The 18,696-nt window shown below is 66.1% G+C and carries 13 protein-coding genes; 8 read left to right on the top strand and 5 right to left on the bottom strand.

The features are described 5' to 3' along the window. The first annotated feature begins 201 nt into the window (after nucleotides 1–201). The 6 genes from ACVWY3_RS04150 to garD all read left to right on the top strand — a co-directional run bounded on the left by ACVWY3_RS04150 (nucleotide 202) and on the right by garD (nucleotide 8,174). Nucleotides 202–1,554 (top strand): MFS transporter, encoded by a 1,353-nt coding sequence (locus ACVWY3_RS04150; RefSeq protein WP_456837311.1) that lies wholly within the window; start codon nucleotides 202–204, stop codon nucleotides 1,552–1,554. Nucleotides 1,555–1,678: 124 nt separating this feature from the next. Further along, nucleotides 1,679–2,584 (top strand): LysR substrate-binding domain-containing protein, encoded by a 906-nt coding sequence (locus ACVWY3_RS04145; protein ID WP_456837310.1) that lies wholly within the window; start codon nucleotides 1,679–1,681, stop codon nucleotides 2,582–2,584. 129 nt (nucleotides 2,585–2,713) lie between these two features. Continuing rightward, entirely contained in the window at nucleotides 2,714–3,658 is a 945-nt protein-coding gene (gene kdgD, locus ACVWY3_RS04140; RefSeq protein ID WP_456837309.1) for a 5-dehydro-4-deoxyglucarate dehydratase, read from the top strand. A gap of 26 nt (nucleotides 3,659–3,684) precedes the next feature. Next, a complete protein-coding gene (gene gudD / locus ACVWY3_RS04135) occupies nucleotides 3,685–5,028 on the top strand; it encodes a glucarate dehydratase (protein WP_456837308.1) in 1,344 nt (447 codons plus the stop codon). A gap of 20 nt (nucleotides 5,029–5,048) precedes the next feature. Next, nucleotides 5,049–6,497, top strand: a complete 1,449-nt coding sequence (locus tag ACVWY3_RS04130; protein ID WP_456837307.1) for an aldehyde dehydrogenase family protein — start codon at nucleotides 5,049–5,051, stop codon at nucleotides 6,495–6,497. Between the two features lie 135 nt (nucleotides 6,498–6,632). Next, nucleotides 6,633–8,174: a galactarate dehydratase gene (gene garD, locus ACVWY3_RS04125; RefSeq protein WP_456837306.1), complete on the top strand. Its 1,542-nt coding sequence runs from the start codon at nucleotides 6,633–6,635 to the stop codon at nucleotides 8,172–8,174. 320 nt (nucleotides 8,175–8,494) lie between these two features. On the opposite strand, the gene ACVWY3_RS04120 is transcribed toward garD, so the two are convergent. The 3 genes from ACVWY3_RS04120 to ACVWY3_RS04110 form a co-directional block, all read right to left on the bottom strand. Then, a complete protein-coding gene (locus ACVWY3_RS04120; protein ID WP_456837305.1) occupies nucleotides 8,495–8,842 on the bottom strand; it encodes a hypothetical protein in 348 nt (115 codons plus the stop codon). A 248-nt stretch (nucleotides 8,843–9,090) separates the two neighbouring features. Continuing rightward, complete coding sequence (locus ACVWY3_RS04115; RefSeq protein ID WP_456837304.1) at nucleotides 9,091–9,690, bottom strand: DUF2147 domain-containing protein; 600 nt, start codon at nucleotides 9,688–9,690, stop codon at nucleotides 9,091–9,093. Nucleotides 9,691–9,796: 106 nt separating this feature from the next. Then, nucleotides 9,797–10,825 (bottom strand): NAD(P)/FAD-dependent oxidoreductase, encoded by a 1,029-nt coding sequence (locus tag ACVWY3_RS04110; RefSeq protein WP_456837303.1) that lies wholly within the window; start codon nucleotides 10,823–10,825, stop codon nucleotides 9,797–9,799. Between the two features lie 182 nt (nucleotides 10,826–11,007). Here ACVWY3_RS04110 and ACVWY3_RS04105 point away from each other — a divergent pair, with 182 nt between their 5' ends. After that, the gene (locus ACVWY3_RS04105) at nucleotides 11,008–11,475 is read left to right on the top strand and encodes an acyl-CoA thioesterase (RefSeq protein ID WP_456837302.1); all 468 of its coding nucleotides are present in this window, start codon (nucleotides 11,008–11,010) and stop codon (nucleotides 11,473–11,475) included. A gap of 15 nt (nucleotides 11,476–11,490) precedes the next feature. On the opposite strand, the gene ACVWY3_RS04100 is transcribed toward ACVWY3_RS04105, so the two are convergent. Together ACVWY3_RS04100 and ACVWY3_RS04095 are read right to left on the bottom strand one after the other, a co-directional pair. Further along, the gene (locus ACVWY3_RS04100) at nucleotides 11,491–11,811 is read right to left on the bottom strand and encodes a 2Fe-2S iron-sulfur cluster-binding protein (RefSeq protein ID WP_456837301.1); all 321 of its coding nucleotides are present in this window, start codon (nucleotides 11,809–11,811) and stop codon (nucleotides 11,491–11,493) included. Between the two features lie 176 nt (nucleotides 11,812–11,987). Next, complete coding sequence (locus tag ACVWY3_RS04095) at nucleotides 11,988–12,362, bottom strand: Hpt domain-containing protein (RefSeq protein WP_456837300.1); 375 nt, start codon at nucleotides 12,360–12,362, stop codon at nucleotides 11,988–11,990. Nucleotides 12,363–12,760: 398 nt separating this feature from the next. Here ACVWY3_RS04095 and ACVWY3_RS04090 point away from each other — a divergent pair, with 398 nt between their 5' ends. Beyond that, nucleotides 12,761–18,541 (top strand): apolipoprotein A-IV repeat region-like domain-containing protein, encoded by a 5,781-nt coding sequence (locus tag ACVWY3_RS04090; protein WP_456837299.1) that lies wholly within the window; start codon nucleotides 12,761–12,763, stop codon nucleotides 18,539–18,541. Nucleotides 18,542–18,696 lie beyond the last annotated feature (155 nt).

Below are 18,696 nucleotides of genomic sequence, written 5' to 3'. Positions count from 1 at the left end.
GATCCCGTACCTCCGTGACCGCAGTGATTGGATCCTTGGCGTAGCCGGGTCGCGGGGAATGACAGCGGTGGGTGTGGCACCCGCCGTTCCATCAATCCAAAAAGGGCATCGATCGATACCCCCTTCAAGTTGGACACTTTGGCGCGCGCGCCTCTAGGAGTCGCCTTGAGGAAACGTTTCGAGTTGTAAAGGAGGCGCCTGATGAGCGCAGTGGTGTCCGCAGCGGACGTGAGGAGGTCTCGCGTCAGGCTGTTCATCGTGACCATGTTGTTCCTGGTCACCACCATCAACTACGCCGACCGCGCCACGTTGTCGATCGCCGGCCCCGCGCTTTCCAAGGAGCTGCATCTCGATCCCGTCGCCATGGGCTGGATCTTCTCGGCCTTCGGCTGGTCCTATGTCATTGCCCAAGTGCCGGGCGGCTGGCTGCTCGACCGTTACGGCTCACGCCTCGTCTATGCCTTCAGCATCATCGTCTGGTCGCTGTTCACGCTGATGCAGGGCTGGGTTGGTTTCCTCAGTGCCGGCGCCGCCATCGCCGTGCTGTTCGCGCTGCGCCTGCTGGTCGGCGTCGCGGAGGCGCCATCCTTTCCCGCCAACGCCCGCATCGTCGCGGCGTGGTTTCCCGGCAACGAGCGCGGCACCGCGTCGGCGTTCTTCAACTCGGGACAATATTTCGCCACCGTGATCTTCGCGCCGCTGATGGGCTGGATCGCCCACGACTACGGCTGGCGCTACGTGTTCTTCGTGATGGGCGCGCTCGGCGTCGTCATGGGCCTCGTCTGGCTCAAGACCATCTACGGCCCGAAAGAACATCCCTCGATCAACGAGGCAGAGTTCGAGTACATCAGGGAAGGCGGCGCGCTGGTCGACCTCGATGCGCCCAAGGACGATCTGCTGCGCGGGCGTGCGCCCGAGGCCGGCTCCGGCTGGGACCATATCCGCCAGCTGCTCTCCAACCGCATGATGCTCGGCGTCTATCTCGGCCAGTATTGCATCAACACGCTGACCTATTTCTTCCTGACCTGGTTTCCGGTCTACCTCGTCAAGGAGCGCGGCCTGTCGATCCTGCAAGCCGGCTTCGTCGCGACGCTGCCCGCGTTGTGCGGCTTCATCGGCGGCGTGCTCGGCGGCATCATCTCGGATGCGATCCTGCGCAGGACCGGCTCGCTGACCATGGCGCGCAAGATCCCGATCGTCGGTGGCATGCTGCTGTCGATGTCGATCATCGCCTGCAACTATGTCGACGGACAGGCGCTGGTGGTCGGCTTCATGGCGCTCGCCTTCTTCGGCAAGGGCATCGGCGCGCTCGGCTGGGCGGTGGTCTCCGACACCTCGCCGAAGGAAGCCGGCGGCGTCTCCGGCGGCCTGTTCAACACCTTCGGCAATCTCTCCTCAATCACCACCCCGATCGTGATCGGCTACATCCTGGCCGCGACCGGCTCGTTCAACGGCGCGCTGGTGTTCGTCGGCCTCAACGCGCTGGTGGCCGCCTTCGCGTATCTGGTGATCGTCGGCAAGATCGAGCGGGTGGTGCTCAAACGTTCCTCCTGAGGGCTCCCATGGGAGCTTGACCAGGCAACTCAACGGCGGCCCTCAAAAGCTGCCGTCTTTGTTTTGGGGGTGATCGATGCTAGAAGTGCCGGAGAAACGCCTTATCCATCTAAGGCATGTATCGATGTTCGACCTTAACCAGCTCCGCTGTTTCGTCACGGTGGCGGAGGAATTGCATTTCGGCCGCGCCGCGGCGCGGCTGAACATGACCCAGCCGCCACTGTCCCGGCAGATCCAGGTGCTCGAGCACATCATCGATGCGCCGCTGCTCGAGCGTACCAGCCGCTCCGTGCGGCTGACTCCGGCGGGCCGCAGCTTCCTGCCGGAAGCGCGCCGCATCCTCAAGCTTGCCGAAAGCGCATCCCAGGTCGCCCGCCGCATCGCGCTTGGCAAGACCGGCTCGCTCAAGATTGGCTTCACCGCGGCCGCCGCTTACGGATTCCTGCCCGAGCTGGTCGCGGCCTGCCGCGCAAAACTGCCCGAAGTGGACTTCTCGCTGAAGGAGATGGTGTCGGGCGATCAATTCGAGGCGCTGACCTCGGGCCAGATCGACGCCGGCCTGCTCCGGCCGCCGATCGCGCGGCCCGAGCTCGCCAGCCGCCGCGTCGTCGCCGAGCCGCTGCTGGCTGCCATCCCGAAGAAGCATCCGCTGGCGAACGCCGACGGCATCACCATCAAGGACTTCGACGACCAGCCCTTCGTGATGTACTCGCCCTATGAGAGCCGCTACTTCCACGATCTCCTGGTGGCGCTGTTCACTCGCGCGGACGTGCTGCCGCGCTACGTCCAGCATCTCAGCCAGATTCACTCGATCCTTGCCATGGTGCGGGCCGGCCTCGGCCTTGCGATCGTGCCGGCGGCGGCCGCGAGCCTGAAGATCTCCGACGTGCGGCTGCGGCCGCTCAAGTTGCGCACCCGTGTCCCTGTCGAGCTGTTCATGGTCTGGCGCCGCGACGACGAGAATCCGCTGCTCTCGGCCCTGGTCAAAATCGCCGGCGAATTGTCCTCCGCGGAGGTGATGGAAGATTGATGCTCAATCCGCATCGGTCGATATAGGCTTTGGCTTGGACGCGCATCGAACGGTCTCCTAAACCACGGCGCATGGACGCGCGGCCTTCTGCTTGCGTCCTCCACAACACGATGCAAGGGAGCAGCGCCCATGAGCAAGATGACCCCGCAGGAGATGGCCCGGAAGATCGGATCGGGCCTCCTGTCCTTCCCCGTCACGCCGTTCAAGGCGGACTACTCCTTCGACGAGGCGACCTACCGTGCCAACATGGACTGGCTGTGCGGCTATGACGTTGCAGGCCTGTTTGCCGCCGGCGGCACCGGCGAATTCTTCTCGCTGACCCCGACCGAGGTTCCGCAAGTCGTCAAGGTCGCCGTCGACGAGACCAAGGGCCGCGTGCCCGTGCTCGCCGGAACCGGCTATGGCACTGCGATCGCCCGCGAGATCGCGATTGGCGCCGAGAAGGCTGGCGCCGACGGCCTGTTGCTGCTGCCGCCCTACCTCACCCATTCCGAGCAGGAAGGCCTTGCCGCCCATGTCGAGGCCGTCTGCGCCTCCGTGAAGATCGGCGTCATCGTCTACAACCGCGACAATGCCATCCTTCAGCCCGACACGCTCGCGCGTCTTGCCGAGCGCTGCCCGAACCTCGTCGGCTACAAGGACGGCATCGGCGATATCGAGCTGATGACGCGCGTCTACACCAAGCTTGGCGATCGCCTGACCTATGTCGGCGGCCTGCCGACCGCCGAGACCTTCGCCCTGCCCTATCTCGACATGGGCGTGACGACCTATTCCTCGGCCGTGTTCAACTTCGTGCCGGAGTTCGCCACCAATTTCTACGCCGCCGTGCGCAAGCGCGATCATGCGGCGATCCACGCCGGGCTCAAGGATTTCATCCTGCCGCTGATCGCGATCCGCAACCGCAAGAAGGGCTATGCGGTCTCGATCATCAAGGCCGGCATGAAGGTGATCGGCCGCGATTCCGGCCCGGTCCGCCCGCCGCTGACCGACCTCACCGAGCAGGAGATCGCGGAGCTGGCCGCGCTGGTGAAGAAGCTGCCCGCCGCACGATCGTCACAACAGGCTGCAGAATAACAGGCGACAACAGGGAGGAGCCTGCGATGGCCCACACGGAAATCTCCGGCGCACCGATCGTCACGGCGATGCAGGTGATCCCGGTCGCGGGCCGCGACAGCATGCTCCTCAATTTGAGCGGCGCGCATGCGCCGTTCTTCACCCGCAACATCGTCATTCTCACCGACAATGCCGGCCACACCGGCGTCGGCGAGGTGCCGGGCGGGCAGAAGATCTGGCAGACTCTCCAGGACGCCCGCGATCTCGTGATCGGCAAGACCGTCGGCGCGATGAACAACATCCTGGCCGACATCCGCACCGCCTTCGCCGATCGCGATGCCGGCGGTCGCGGCAAGCAGACCTTCGACCTCCGCGTCATGATCCACGCGGTCACGGCGGTCGAATCCGCACTGCTCGACCTGCTCGGCCAGCATCTCGGCCTGCCAGTCGCCGCCCTGCTCGGCGAAGGCCAGCAGCGCACCAGCGTCGAGACGCTCGGCTATCTCTTCTTCGTCGGCGACCGGCGCAAGAGCAAGCTCGACTATGTCACGGGCGAGACCGGCAAGGCGGAATGGTTCAACCTCCGCCACCAGGAAGCGATGACGCCCGAGGCCGTGGTTCGGCTCGCCGAAGCCACCCACGACCATTACGGCTTCGCCGATTTCAAGCTCAAGGGCGGCGTGCTTCGCGGCGAGCAGGAGATCGAGGCCGTCACCGCGATCGCAAAGCGCTTCCCCAACGCGCGCGTCACGCTGGACCCCAACGGCGCTTGGTCGCTGGACGAAGCGATCAGCCTCTGCAAGGACATGCACGCCATCCTCGCCTATGCCGAGGATCCGTGCGGCGCCGAGTCCGGCTTCTCCGGCCGCGAGATCATGGCCGAGTTCCGCCGCGCCACGGGACTGCCGACCGCAACCAACATGATCGCCACGGACTGGCGGCAGCTCTCCCATGCGCTGCGGCTTGGGGCGGTGGACATCCCGCTGGCCGATCCCCATTTCTGGACCATGCAAGGCTCGGTGCGCGTGGCCCAGACCTGCCGTGACAACGGCATGACCTGGGGCTCGCACTCCAACAATCACTTTGACATCTCGCTCGCCATGTTCACCCATGTCGGCGCCGCCGCCCCCGGCAAGGTCACCGCGATCGACACCCACTGGATCTGGCAGGACGGCCAGGCGCTCACCAGGGAGCCCCTCCAGATCAGGGGCGGCAGGATCGCGGTCCCGGACCGTCCGGGTCTCGGCATCGAGATCGACCGCACCGCCATCGAGGCCGCGCATGAACTCTACAAGAAGCATGGACTTGGCGCACGCGATGACGCTATGGCCATGCAGGATCTGATCCCCGGCTGGACCTTCGACGACAAGCGTCCCTGCCTCGTGCGTTAAAAATTATCTCGGAGGACAACATGACTGCGATCCTTAAGAACTTCATCGGCGGCGAATGGGTCGACGGGTCCGGCGTCACCAAGAACATCAACCCCTCCAACACCAACGATCTCGTCGGCGAGTACGCCAAGGCCGACAAGGCGCAGACCGAGAAGGCGATCGCCGCCGCCAAGGCCGCCTTCCCCGCCTGGGCGCAGTCGACCCCGCAGGTGCGCTACGACGCGCTGAACAAGATCTCGACCGAAATCCTCGCCCGCAAGGAAGAGCTCGGCCGCCTGCTCGCCCGCGAGGAAGGCAAGACGCTGCCCGAAGGCATCGGCGAGGTCGCGCGCGCCGGTCAGATCTTTGCGTTCTTCGCCGGCGAGGCGCTGCGCCTGATCGGCGAAAAGGGCGCCTCGGTGCGCCCCGGCCTCGACGTCGAGCTCACCCGTGAGCCGGTTGGCGTCGTCGGCATGATCACGCCCTGGAATTTCCCGATCGCGATTCCCGCCTGGAAGATCGCGCCCGCGCTCTGCTACGGCAACACGGTGGTGTTCAAGCCGGCCGAGCTGGTGCCGGGCTCGGCGCATGCGCTGTCCGAGATCATCACCCGCTCCGGCATTCCCGCCGGCGTGTTCAACCTCGTGGTCGGCTCCGGCTCGGTGGTCGGCCAGACGCTGCTCGATCATCCTGACGTCGCTGCGATCTCCTTCACCGGCTCGGTGCAGACCGGCCGCAAGATCGCGCAGGCTTGCGTGCTGTCGAACCCGATGAAGAAATTCCAGCTCGAGATGGGCGGCAAGAACCCGCTCGTCGTGCTCGACGATGCCGACCTCAAGACCGCCGTCGAAGTCGCCGTCAACGGCGCCTATTTCTCGACCGGTCAGCGCTGCACCGCCTCCTCCCGCCTGATCGTCACCGAAGGCATCCACGACCGCTTCGTCGCGGCGATGGCCGAGCGGCTGAACAGCCTCTCGGTGGACGACGCGCTCAAGGCCGGCGTGCATATCGGCCCCGTGGTCGATCAGAGCCAGCTCGACCAGGATCTGCGCTATATCAAGATCGGCCAGGACGAGGGCGCCAAGCTCGCCTTCGGCGGCGAGCTGCTCAAGCGCGAGAACCCCGGCCATTACCTCCAGCCGGCGCTGTTCACCGAAGCCAACAACAACATGCGTATCGCACGCGAAGAGATCTTCGGCCCCGTCGCCGCCGTCATTCGCGCCAAGAATTACGAGGAGGCGCTCGCCATCTCCAACGACACCGAGTTCGGCCTCGCTTCCGGCATCTGCACCACCAGCCTGAAATACGCCTCGCACTACAAGCGCAACAGCGAGTCCGGCATGGTGATGGTCAACCTGCCGACCGCCGGCGTCGACTATCACGTGCCGTTCGGCGGCCGGAAGGGCTCGAGCTACGGCGCCCGCGAGCAGGGCTCCTATGCCCGCGAGTTCTACACGACGGTGAAGACGGCTTATACCTATCCGGGTTGACGGGCTGACTTCGTAGGGTGGGTTAGCCGCGGCTGCGCGAAGCGCGGTCCGCTGGCGTAACCCACCTCTTCTGCTTCCGCGGATTGAGACCTTGGTGGGTTACGCTACGCTAACACCCTACACTTCGGAGTCCTCATGGACCAGGACGTCGCGGCGAAAGAACAGCCCCGTTACATCAAGCTCAACGAGCGCGACAATGTCGCGATCGTGGTCAATGATTTCGGGCTCCCCGCCGGCTCCCGCTTTGCCAGCGGGCTGACGCTGCGCGCCTTCGTGCCGCAGGGGCACAAGACCGCGCTGGTCGATATCGCGCAAGACGCCCCGATCATCCGCTACGGCGAGATCATCGGCTACGCGCTCTCCCCGATCCTCGCCGGCGAATGGGTGGACGAGGCGCGCATCCGCATGCCGGAGGCCCCTGCCCTCGACAAGCTCGAGATCTCCACCGCCGTTCCCGCACCGCTGCCGCCGCTCGAAGGTTTTACCTTCGAAGGCTATCGCAATCCGGACGGCTCGGTCGGCACGAAAAACATCCTCGGCATCTCCTCTTCCGTGCAATGCGTCAAGGGCACGATGGAATATGCGGTCAAGCGCATCCGTGCCGAGCTCTTGCCGAAATATCCGAACGTCGACGACGTCGTCCCGCTGACGCATGCCTATGGCTGCGGCGTCGCCATCACCGCGCCCGACGCGGTGGTGCCGATCCGCACACTGCAGAACCTCGCGCTCAACCCGAATTTCGGCGGCGAGATTCTGGTCGTCGGCCTCGGCTGCGAGAAGCTCGCGCCCGAGCGGCTGGTGCCGGAAGGCGTCAACGACGCCATCGTGCGCATGCAGGACGAGGCCTTTGACGGCTTTGGCGCGATCGTCGATGCGATCATGACCCAGGCCGAAGCGCGCCTGAAGGTGCTCAACACCCGCAAGCGCGAGACCTGCCCGGCCTCGGACCTCGTCATCGGCCTACAATGCGGCGGCAGCGACGCCTTCTCCGGCGTCACTGCGAACCCCGCCGTCGGCTTTGCCGCGGACCTCTTGGTGCGCGCCGGCGCCACCGTGATGTTCTCGGAAGTCACCGAAGTGCGCGACGCCATCCAGCTGCTGACGCGCCGCGCCATCAACGAGGATGTCGGCCGCGCGCTGGTGCGCGAGATGGCCTGGTACGACTCCTATCTCGCCCGCGGCGGCGCCGACCGCAGCGCCAACACCACGCCCGGCAACAAGAAGGGCGGCCTCGCCAACATCGTCGAGAAGTCGCTCGGCTCGATCGTGAAGTCCGGATCAAGCGCCATCACCGGCGTGCTCTCGCCCGGCGAGAAGGCGACGCAGAAGGGCATGCTGTTCGCGGCCACGCCGGCCTCCGACTTCATCTGCGGCACGCTCCAGCTCGCCTCCGGCATGACGCTGCAAGTCTTCACCACCGGCCGCGGCACGCCCTACGGCCTTGCGGCTGCGCCCGTGATCAAGGTCGCGACCCGCAGCGAGCTCGCTCGGCGCTGGAAGGACCTGATCGATTTCGATGCGGGCAGCATCGCCACCGGCGAGAAGACCATCGAGGAATGCGGCTGGGACCTGTTCCGCCTGATCCTCGACGTCGCCTCCGGCCGCACCAAGCCGTGGTCGGACCGCTGGGGCATCCACAACGATCTCACGTTGTTCAATCCGGCGCCGGTGACCTGAGGGTCACTGGCTGCCGAGCTGATGCATGTCGCCGAACGTGACCGGCAGGCTCCGTGTGATGAGGTCCGCAATCGCCGCGCGCAGCCGTTCGCTGGAAGCCGGACCGTCGAACGTCGCGTCAACTGCGGCGCGACATCGCTGCGAACCAGCTCCTTGAACGGATCGCTGCGCAGCAGGTTGACCGGTGCAACCGCTGAATCCCGGATGGCCGCAAACGCCGCGCGCCGGTAAGTCACCGGCTGCACGCGAAAGCAACCGCTGAGCAGCTCTTGCTCCGGCACGAAGCGTGTGGATGCCCAGGATGACCCGACCTTGCGGCTCTACGTCATGCTGCCCGGCATGAAGCACCGCACGCGCGGATGGCCGTCGACATAGTGCTTCCACACCATGGTGCGGCCGATCTTGTTCGGCACGGTGATCACGGCGCCGTCGGGCACCACGACCCATTCGTCGTCGAGATGCACGCGGTAACGCCCCTTGTCGGATTCCCAATCGACATCGGCCACGACGTAGCCGTCGGCATCCGAGCAGCACTGCCCGTATTCGCTGTGCAGGCTCTCGAACCAGGGTTTCAGCGGCGAGTTGGCGTAGCGGCCGTCGTCGCGCGCCAGCGCCGGGCTCGTCAGCAGCGTGAGCAGCGTCGCGGCACATATTGTTGCAAATCGCATGTCGTCTTCCCGCGGATCATAATGGCGCCGCGAGGGACAGACGACGTCGCCCGCCGGCCACGCCTTCAGGCAGGCATGGACATTGCGACTCGTTCCCCCAGCAGCTTTGCGAGAGCTATGCAAATCCGGCGCCAACGCGCATTCCGGGGAACTACGGCCGAAAGGCGCAACGGAATGCGCCGTTCGGCGAATCTGGCCGTCGGGACAAGATCGCCGGGGCGACGCCTCTCGGGGGATGCGAAGATAGCTTACTGCTTGGGCGCCGGCGCCATCATCGCGCCACCCTTCTTCGCCGCAGGCGTGGGCGCCGGCTTGGTCGCGGCGGCCTGCGCAGGCAGATACTTCGCGACGATGGCGGGATCGACCTGGGCCAAATTGGCGTCCGGCAGGCGCTGCCAGGTCTCGTCCTTGCCGAACAGGGAAATGCCGAGGAAGCCGCGCATGGTCAGGGTCTGGCCATCGGGGCTCACCGTCATCTTGGCCTTCCAGATGTTGCCGTCGCGCGGATTGACCACGTTGCCGCCTTCATACTTCAGACCGTCGCGCTTCATGTCGCGGATGAAGGAAAGCCCGAGCACCGGCTGGTTTTTGCGATCATCGGTGCACTTGGTGCAGACCTCGTTCGGATCGTCGCCGGGCCGCGGGAAGGTTTTTGCGATCACGCCTTCGAAAATGCCGTTGTGGTCGATGAAGAGAAACCATCCCACCGGCCTGCCGTCTTCCACCTTCTGCCACAGACCCGCGGCGGTCGGCTGCTGCGCCTGCGCCGCAGCCGGGCTCACCGCGCCGATCGACAGCGCGATCGCGAGCAGCGGGAGCAGCCGAAAGCTGGAAAAGAGATTCCGCATTATGATCACCTTGCTAAGCGGCAACTGGAATGGCCGCAGACTACGGCGATTTCGCGAACCGTTCCAGCACCAGAAACATGGGGCATGGCGTTCCCGCCCCTCGCAGTCAATTGACACCGAGCTTCTTTTGCAGGCTGGAGGACGAGGTCGTGTACTGGAACACGAGCCGTTTCTCCGGATAGACGTAGCGATGGGCCTTTTGCGACATCAGCGCGCCCTCGTGGAAGCCGCACAGGATCAGCTTGATCTTGCCGGGATACGTGTTGATATCGCCGATGGCGAAGATGCCGGGAACGTTGGTCTCGAACGCGGATGTCTCGACCGGCACCAGGTTATTCTCCAGTGCAATGCCCCAGTTCGCGACCGGGCCGAGCTTCATGGTCAGGCCGAAGAACGGCAGCATGGTGTCGCAGACGATCTCGGTGATGCTGTTGTCGTTGCCCTTGACGGTCGCGCCGGCGAGCTTGCCGTCGGCGCCTGAGAGCGCGGTAACCTGGCCGAGCTTCAGATCCATCTTGCCGCCGGCCACCAGCGCGCGCATCTGCTCGACGCTGTGCGGGGCGGCGCGAAACTCGTCGCGCCGGTGCAAGAGCGTGATGCGCTTTGCCAGCGGATGCAGGTTGAGCGTCCAGTCGAGCGCGGAATCGCCACCGCCAACGATCAACACGTTCTTGTCGCGGAACGTCTCCATCTTGCGCACGGCGTAGTGCACCGAGGTGCCTTCATAGGCTTCGATCCCCGGCACCGGCGGACGCTTCGGCTGGAACGAGCCGCCGCCGGCCGCGATCACCACCACCTTGCATTCGAACACCTTGCCGGCATCTGTGGTGCAGCGAAACATGGGATCGCCGATCTTCTCCACCGTCTCGACCATCTCGCCGAGATGGAAAGTCGGATGGAACGGCTTGATCTGCTCCATCAGCGCATCGGTGAGGCCCTGCCCCGAAACCTGCGGAATGCCGGGAATGTCGTAGATCGGTTTTTCCGGATAGAGCTCGGCGCACTGGCCGCCGACCTTGTCCAGGATGTCGACGAAATGCGCCTTCATGTCGAGAAGGCCGAGCTCGAAGGCGGCGAACAGACCGCACGGGCCGGCGCCAATAATCAGCACATCGGTTTTGATCACGTCGCTCATGTCGTCTCTTTATCGGTCGTTATCGGTTGGACGGCGCCCGTTGGGCAGAGGTGACCCTGCCTGTCTAGCCAACGGGGATGGATCAGGGAAGGCATAAAAGCGGGAGCGCCCCGCAGCCGCGCCCACTTGCCGGGTCAGGATAACTGGGCTGTAACGGGCTGCGATATGACGGAGATCAACCGGTGAACGCACCAAGCCGCCTCGACACGACGCCGCGCCTCGAGAACTACCCCTACCGCCTCAGTGACAATGTCCGCTTCGGCGATCTCGATCCCAACCAGCACGTCAACAACGCGGTCTACGCCACCTATTTCGAGACCGGCCGCGTCACGCTGATGAAGCTTCCCGAATACGGTCTGACCCCGCCGGGCCTCGCCTGGATCATGGTGCGGCTCGACATTCATTTCCGCGCCGAGCTGCACTGGCCGAACACGATCGAGCTCGGCCTCGGCGTGGTCAAGCTCGGGCGCACCTCAGTGACCTTCGAGCAGGTCGTGTTCTCGAACGGGAAGTGCATTGCCTCGGCGACGTCGGTCGGCGTCCTGCTCGACGAGGCGACGCGGCGGCCGGTGCCGCTGAGCGCAGAGGTGATCGAGAGGCTCAGGCCCTGGCACAAGCGCGGCATCGAGGTCGCGCCGCCGCGCGCTTGATCTGGCGAGAGACGATCAGGCTTGACGCTCCGGCGTCGCAACGACCAGCCCGTCGAGATCGTCGGAGACCTTGATCTGGCAGGACAGGCGCGAGTTTGGGCGCACGTCGAAGCCGAAGTCGAGCATGTCCTCTTCCATCGGCGTCGGGCTGCCGACCTTCTCGCGCCAGGCTTCGTCGACATAGACATGGCAGGTCGCGCAGGCACAGGCGCCGCCGCACTCGGCTTCGATGCCGGGAATGCTGTTGCGGATCGCAGCTTCCATCACGGTTGCGCCGTTCTCGATTTCCACCGTGCGGGTTTCGCCCTTGTGGTCGATAAAGTGAATCTTGGCCATGTGTGCTCGTGCTGCCGCGATGTTGGGGAAAAAGGAGTATCCGGGCTGTCCTATAACGGGTCGATCAGGGCCGCGCTATAGCGTTTTCAAGCGAAGTGGATCCCAGCTCGCGTGGAGGAAAATGCGTCCGAACAGAAGGCCAATGCGCACGGCCCCCGCAATGATGGAGGTGGAGCCTAGTGCCTGAGGATCGCCGCGATCGCGGCGCGGACCTCGGCCACAGCCTCTTTCAGCGCGGCGAAGGCGTGCGGCCGGTCGTGCCCGGTCCGGATCGCCATCTCGAGGCTGGCGGCGGCGTCAGCGACCGCAAAGGCGCCGATCCCCCTCGCCGAGCCCTTGAGCTTGTGCGCGAGCGCGCCGGTCTCAGCCGGCAACGCGGTCATCGCCGCGAGCAGGCGGACTGACTGCTCGGCGAACATCGCGAGCACTTCCTGTTCCAGCTCGGCGTCGCCGAGCGTCATCCGGGAGAGGTGGTCGAGGTCGAGCGGGCTGTCGACGGGCGCAAGCGGGGGCGAGGGCATCCAGTCCATCCGTTGCAGTTCAGGCGTCATGGCGCAGGCCCCGGCATCGCGCGATGGTTCCGCCGGTCCGGCGGTGACTTCACCTCCACCCAAGCATGAGAATGGTTAACGAAACGTTTGGGCCGTTTTGCGCAAATCCGCCCGTTTATTGACGAAAAGTTGCCGCAATTGGCCGGGTTTCGGTGGAGAATTGCATTTATTGCTAAGGCGTTACGGCGCGATCCTGTTAACGATGATTAAGATTGTCTTAATCGCGGGCATTTCATTCGCGACGCTCTGCCAATAGGATGTTGCGGAAATTAGCGGACAAGCCGTCCGGGTGGGCACGGCTCGGGGATCCGCGCAAGCGGCATGATCCGGTCTGTGGGCTTGCGTTGCGCGCAGGGCTCGCGGGGGGCGTGTACAAGTAACGAGGGCTCGGACTGAACATGGCGAACACTCCCAAGAAGGTCAAAGACCCAACAGAAGTTGCGCTTTCTGCGATCCAGGAAGCCCTGAACATCAGCGATACGGCCGCGGACACCAGCCGCAACGCCGCGCTGCGCAACGAGACCGCGCCTCCGGTGACGCCGCCGGCGACTCCGGCGTTCGACGAGCCGGCGTTCGAGCCGCGCCCGGCCGCCAACGAGCGCGCCACCGTGTTCGATTCGATCGAGGAGCCGCGCGCCGCGCGCCGCGCCGCCAATGACGACCGCGAGACCATCGGCCAGCTGCTCCAGGCGCTTCAGAAGGGCCGCCCTGCCCGCAGCGTCTACACCTTCGCCACCATCTTCGCCGGCGTCTGGCTCGCGGCTTGCGCGGCGCTGACGGTCGGCTTCCTGCCCTCGATCCAGGCCGCAATGGGCCAGAGCGGCGGCGTGCTGGTGATCGCCGGCCTGATCGCCATGTTCTTCGCCCCGATCATGCTGTTCTATTTCCTGGCGAGCCTCGTCTGGCGCGGCCAGGAAATGCGCATGATCGCGCAGGCGATGGCGCAGGTCGCGATCCGCTTCTCCGAGCCGGAAGGCTCGGCCTCCGATTCCATGGTCACGGTCGGCCAGGCCATCCGCCGCGAGGTCGCGGCGATGGGCGACGGCATCGAGCGCGCGATCGCGCGCGCCGGCGAGCTCGAGACGCTGGTCGCCAACGAGGTCGCCGCGCTCGAGCGCGCCTACAGCGACAACGAGGTGCGCATTCGTGCCCTGCTCCAGGACATCGCGCATCAACGCGACAATCTGGTCGGCCAGGCCGAGCAGGTCCGCAGCGCCATCTCCGGCGTCCAGATCGATCTGCGCCACGACATCGCGCTGATCTCGGACGCGATCGCCTCGCGCGTTGACGAGGTCGCGAAATCCATCACCGGCGCGCTGGAAGAGCGCGGCGCCCACATCACCAGCGCCTTGAGCAATGCCGGCGACAACATGATCCTGGCGCTCGGCGAGCGCGGCGGCGACCTGCTCGACCGCCTCGAGGAAGCCAGCAACGAGACCACGCGCGCCGTGCTCGATGCCAGCGAGCGGCTGACCACCAGCCTCAACTTCAAGACCGGCCACGTCCACGACGAGTTCGTCGACCTCGCCGACCGCGTCCACGAGATGCTGAACGAGCGCATCGACCGCATCACCGGCGAGTTCGAGCAGCGCTCCGCCGCGATCGTCGACGGCATCTCCGAGCGTACCGAGCAGGTGCACGACAGCCTCAAGAACTCGTCGGACTCCCTGCTGCTCGAGCTCGAGCTGCGCTCCAACGACCTCTCCGCCAAGATCGACGACGCCGGCAACCGCCTCGCCGGCCACATCATGACGAGCGGCGACAAGGCGAGCGAGGCGCTCGACGCCACCGTCAACGCCCTCGTCGCCAAGGTCGTCAGCCAGACCGAGACCGCGCACGACTCGCTGTCGCTCCAGATGAGCGCCTTCGACGAGCTGGTGAAGAACCAGGGCACCGAGCTGGTCGAGAAGTTCGCCCGCGACTCCGGCACGCTGGGCGCGCTGATCACCCGCCACATCTCCGAGTTCGACCGCACCGTGAAGACGTTCGGCGGCGAGATCGTCGAGCGCATGGGCCAGCGCACCCAAGAGATCCATGACTCGCTGAAGACCTATGTCGACAATTTCGACAGCCGCTTCACCGCCAACGGCGGCGAGATCACGGCCCTGCTCGATCAGCGGCTGATGCAGTTCGAGACCACGATCGGCGAACGCGTCAGCAATTTCGACGCCTCGCTGAACAACAAGATCGCCAGCCTCGACGGCACTATCGAAGGCCACATCAAGACCTTCGACGAGCAGCTCGGTGGCCGCGTCAGCGCGCTCGAGCAGTCGTTCGATACCCGTGCGCGGTCCGTCACCGAGAGCATCGACGGCCGTCTCAACACGCTCGCGAGCTCGCTGACCGACGGTGCCGCGCAGGCGATCCACTCGATCGACTCGCGCCTCACCCACCTCACGACGTCGCTGACCGACGGCGCATCGCAGACCATCCAGACCATCGATACGCGCCTGACGCATCTGACGACCACCCTCACCGGCGGCGCCTCGCAGGCGCTCGAGTCCATCGACACCCGCCTCACCTATCTGACGACGGCGCTGACCAACGGCGCCTCGCAGGCCATGCAGTCGATCGACACGCGCCTCGGCCTGTTGACCTCGACGCTGACCGACGGCACCGCGCAGGCGATCGAGGCGGTCGACCGCCGCATCACCGGCGTCGCCGACCTCATCGACGGCCGCAGCACGCATCTGACCGACACGGTCACCGCGCGCTTCCAGGACATCCAGCAGGCCATCGAGACCAAGGTCGGCTCGGTCGCCAACGACATCGACGTGCGCGTGGCGCAGTTCGAGGACCTGCTCGGCTCGCGCGTCGAGGCCGTCGCCGGCCGCATCGAGAGCAGCGGCCGCCAGGCCAGCGAGGACATGATCTCCCGCGCCGAGATGATCTCGACCGCGATCCGCTCGCATGTCGAGGACGCCGAACGCTCGCTCACCAACCTCGTCGTCAACACCAGCGAGACGATCCAGACCGGTGCGCGCGCCGCCCAGCAGTCGCTGCTGACGGTCTCCTCCGATATCAACGCCCAGCTCAAGATGACCTCCGCCGAGGTCGAGCGCGCGCTGACCGCGGTCGGCACCGGAGCAGCGAACTCGATCCTGACCAGCGCCCGTGAAGCGCAGTCCTCGCTAGTCGCGGCATCCGGCGATGCGTCGAACCAGATCAAGGGGCTCGCAGCCGACGTCGAGCGCACGCTGTCGGCGGCCGGTTCCGCCACCGCAGCCTCGATCCTGGCCGGCGCTCGCGAGGTGCAGACCACGCTCGTCACGGCGTCTTCGGACGCGGCCAACCACGTCAAGACGCTCACCGCGGACGTGCAGCGCTCGCTGTCGCTGGCCGGCACCACCACGGCGGAATCGATCACGGCCGGCGCCCGCGATGCGCAGACCGCGCTGATTGCAGCCTCCACCGAGACTGCCAACCAGATCAAGGCGCTGTCCTCCGACGTGCAGCGTTCGCTTACGATGGCCGGCACCTCGACGGCCGAGATCCTCACGACCGGCGCTCGCGAGGCCCAGAACACCCTCATTGCCGGATCCTCGGATGCGGCAAATCAGGTCAAATCGCTCACAGCCGAAGTGCAGCGCTCGCTCTCGATGGCCGGCACGACCACCGCCGAAACCATCACCGCAGGCGCTCGCGAAGCGCAGAACATGCTGGTGACCGCTTCCTCCGAGGCTGCGAGCCAGGTCAAGTCGCTCGCGGCCGAAGTGCATCGTTCGCTCTCGCAGGTCGGCCAGACCACCGCCGAGACGATCACCACCAGCGCCCGCGACGCCCAGAGCACCTTGCTCGCGGTCTCCGCCGAGCAGACCAGCCAGGTCCGCTCGCTCGCGGCCGAGATGCAGCGCGCGCTGGCGACCGCCGGCGGCGCCACCATCGAAGCGCTCACCAGCGGCGTGCGCGAGGCGCAGGGCACGCTGATCTCCGCATCGACGGATGCGGCGAGCCAGATCAAGTCGCTCACCACGGACATCGAGCGCACGCTGACCGCGGTCGGCGCCGACACCGCCTCGACCATCCTCAACAGCGCGCGGGAGGCGCAGACCTCGCTGACCTCGACGTCGGCGGATGCCGCGAGCCAGATCCGCACGATCTCGACCGAGATCGAGCGGACGCTGAGCGCGGCCACCGCGAATGCGACCAACGACATCCAGACCAGCGCCCTCAACGCCCAGAACGCGCTGATCTCCGCCTCCAACGAGGCGAGCTCGCGGGTCAAGTCGAGCTCGGCGGATATCGAGCGCTCGGTGCTCGCCGCCTCGAGCAGCTTCGGCCAGGCCATGACCGGCAAGACCGACGAGATCGTCACATATGTGCAGCAGCAGGCCGACCGTTTGTCGAACATGATCGACGCCAAGCGCGGCGCGCTGGTCGACGCGATCGGCTCGAAGGCCAGCCAGCTCACGCTCGACATCGACCGCGTCACCTCCGACGCGCTGAAGTCGATCGAGACGCGCGGCCACGCCTTCTCGCAGACCATGATGGGCAACGGCTCGGAAGTCGCCCGCACCATCAATGCGGCGAGCGAGATCGCCACCGGCGCGGTCGGCAAGTCGCTCAAGGACCTCGAACAGGCCTCACGCGCGGCGATCGACCAGTCGCGCCAGGTCTCGATCGCGGCCGTCACCGAGATGCAGGAGACCAGCAAGATCCTGCGCACCGACACGGTCGCCTTGTTCGAGCGCCTGCGCGAAGGCAACATCCTGCTCCAGGAGGTGCTGACCGGGGCGCACGACAACCTCAACTCGCTCGAGCGGGCGCTGGTGACGCGCGTCGCCGACTTCGTGTCGGCGATGAACGACGTCACTTCGCGCAATGGGGCTGCGACGCAGAACCTGGAAGAACAGCTCAACGTCTTCAACAGCAAGACGACGAAGGCGCTCCAGGATCTCGGCGAACTGTCGACCCAGTTCGACGCCCACGGCAAGGCGCTCGTCGATGCCGCGCAGGTCGTCGAGCAGAGCAACAAGAACACCACCGCCTCGCTCGCCGAGCGCAAGCAGGCGCTGGAATCGCTCGTCACCACGATCGACCTGCGCACGGCCGATCTCGACCAGCGGCTGTCGCGCTTCACCGGGCTGCTCGATGAATCGCTGGCCGCCGCCGAGGAGCGTGCCCGCGACATCGCCCGCGTCGTGGCCGAGACCGCCGGCGCAGGCTCGGCCGCGATCACCCGCCAGTTCGAGGCGGTGCGCGCGGCCTCGGAAGAGGAGCACCGGCAGACCATCGAGGCCATGCATGACATCTACCGCCAGACCACGGACGAGGCGGATGCGATGTTCAAGCAGTCGACCGAGAAGTTCACCAACCTCGTGTCCAGCATGAAGCAGATGGCGCTCGAGATGCACAACGAGCTCGAAGCCACCCGCAACGAGCTGCGCCGCGGCGTGCTGGAGATGCCGCAGGAGGCCGCCGAGAGCACTGCGCAGATGCGCAAGGTGATTGTCGACCAGATCGAGGCCCTCGCCGAGCTCAACCGCATCGTGGCCCAGCACGGCCGTGGTCTCGACGTCTCCACGGCCGGCCGCGGCTCCGTCGCGGTCCAGCGCCAGGACGAGCCAATCATGGCCGCTGCGGGCGGTCGCGGCACCGAGACGCGGATGGGCGGTACCGGCAGCGCCTCGACGCTGCCGCCGCCGGACCTCGGCATGCCCGCGCCCTCGCGCCGCACCGAAGCGTCGCCGGTCGCGCCTTCCGGCAACGACCAGGGCCGTGACGGCTGGCTGTCGGACCTCTTAAACCGCACCGACGCCAATCAGGGCGCGCCGAACGGCCGAGAGGCTTCCCGTGGTCGCGCCGCACCCGCGCCGCAGCCCCAGGCCCCGCAGAGCAGCAGCAATCCGCTGGAATCGCTCTCGCTCGACATCGGCCGGCTGATGGACCGCAACCTCGCCGCCGAGATGTGGGACCGCTACCAGCGCGGCGAGAACAAGGCCTTCACCAAGCGCCTGTACACGCCCGCCGGCCAGAAGGCCTTCGACGAGGTCGCCCGCAAGTATCGCGCCGACCGCAACTTCAAGGGCACGGTCGACCGCTACGTCGCCGAGTTCGAGCGCCTGCTCGACGAAGTCGCCCGCGACGGCCGCGGCCCACAGGAGCTGCGCAGCCACCTGACCTCGGAGACGGGCCTTGTGTACACGCTGCTCGCACATGCGGCGGGCCGGCTGGGGTAAGACGCGGATCGCAACACGAATAGAAAACGGAGGCCTCACGGCCTCCGTTTTTGTTCGGGGGTGCCGTTGCGATCATGGTGTTGAGAGCTCGGGCATCAGCCTCGCTCTCGCGCCCCGGACGCAGCGCAGCGCTACTTCAGCCATGTCACGGCAAC

The organism is Bradyrhizobium sp. USDA 4486, assembly GCF_054057995.1.
This window is presented reverse-complemented; position numbering and strand designations above follow the sequence as displayed.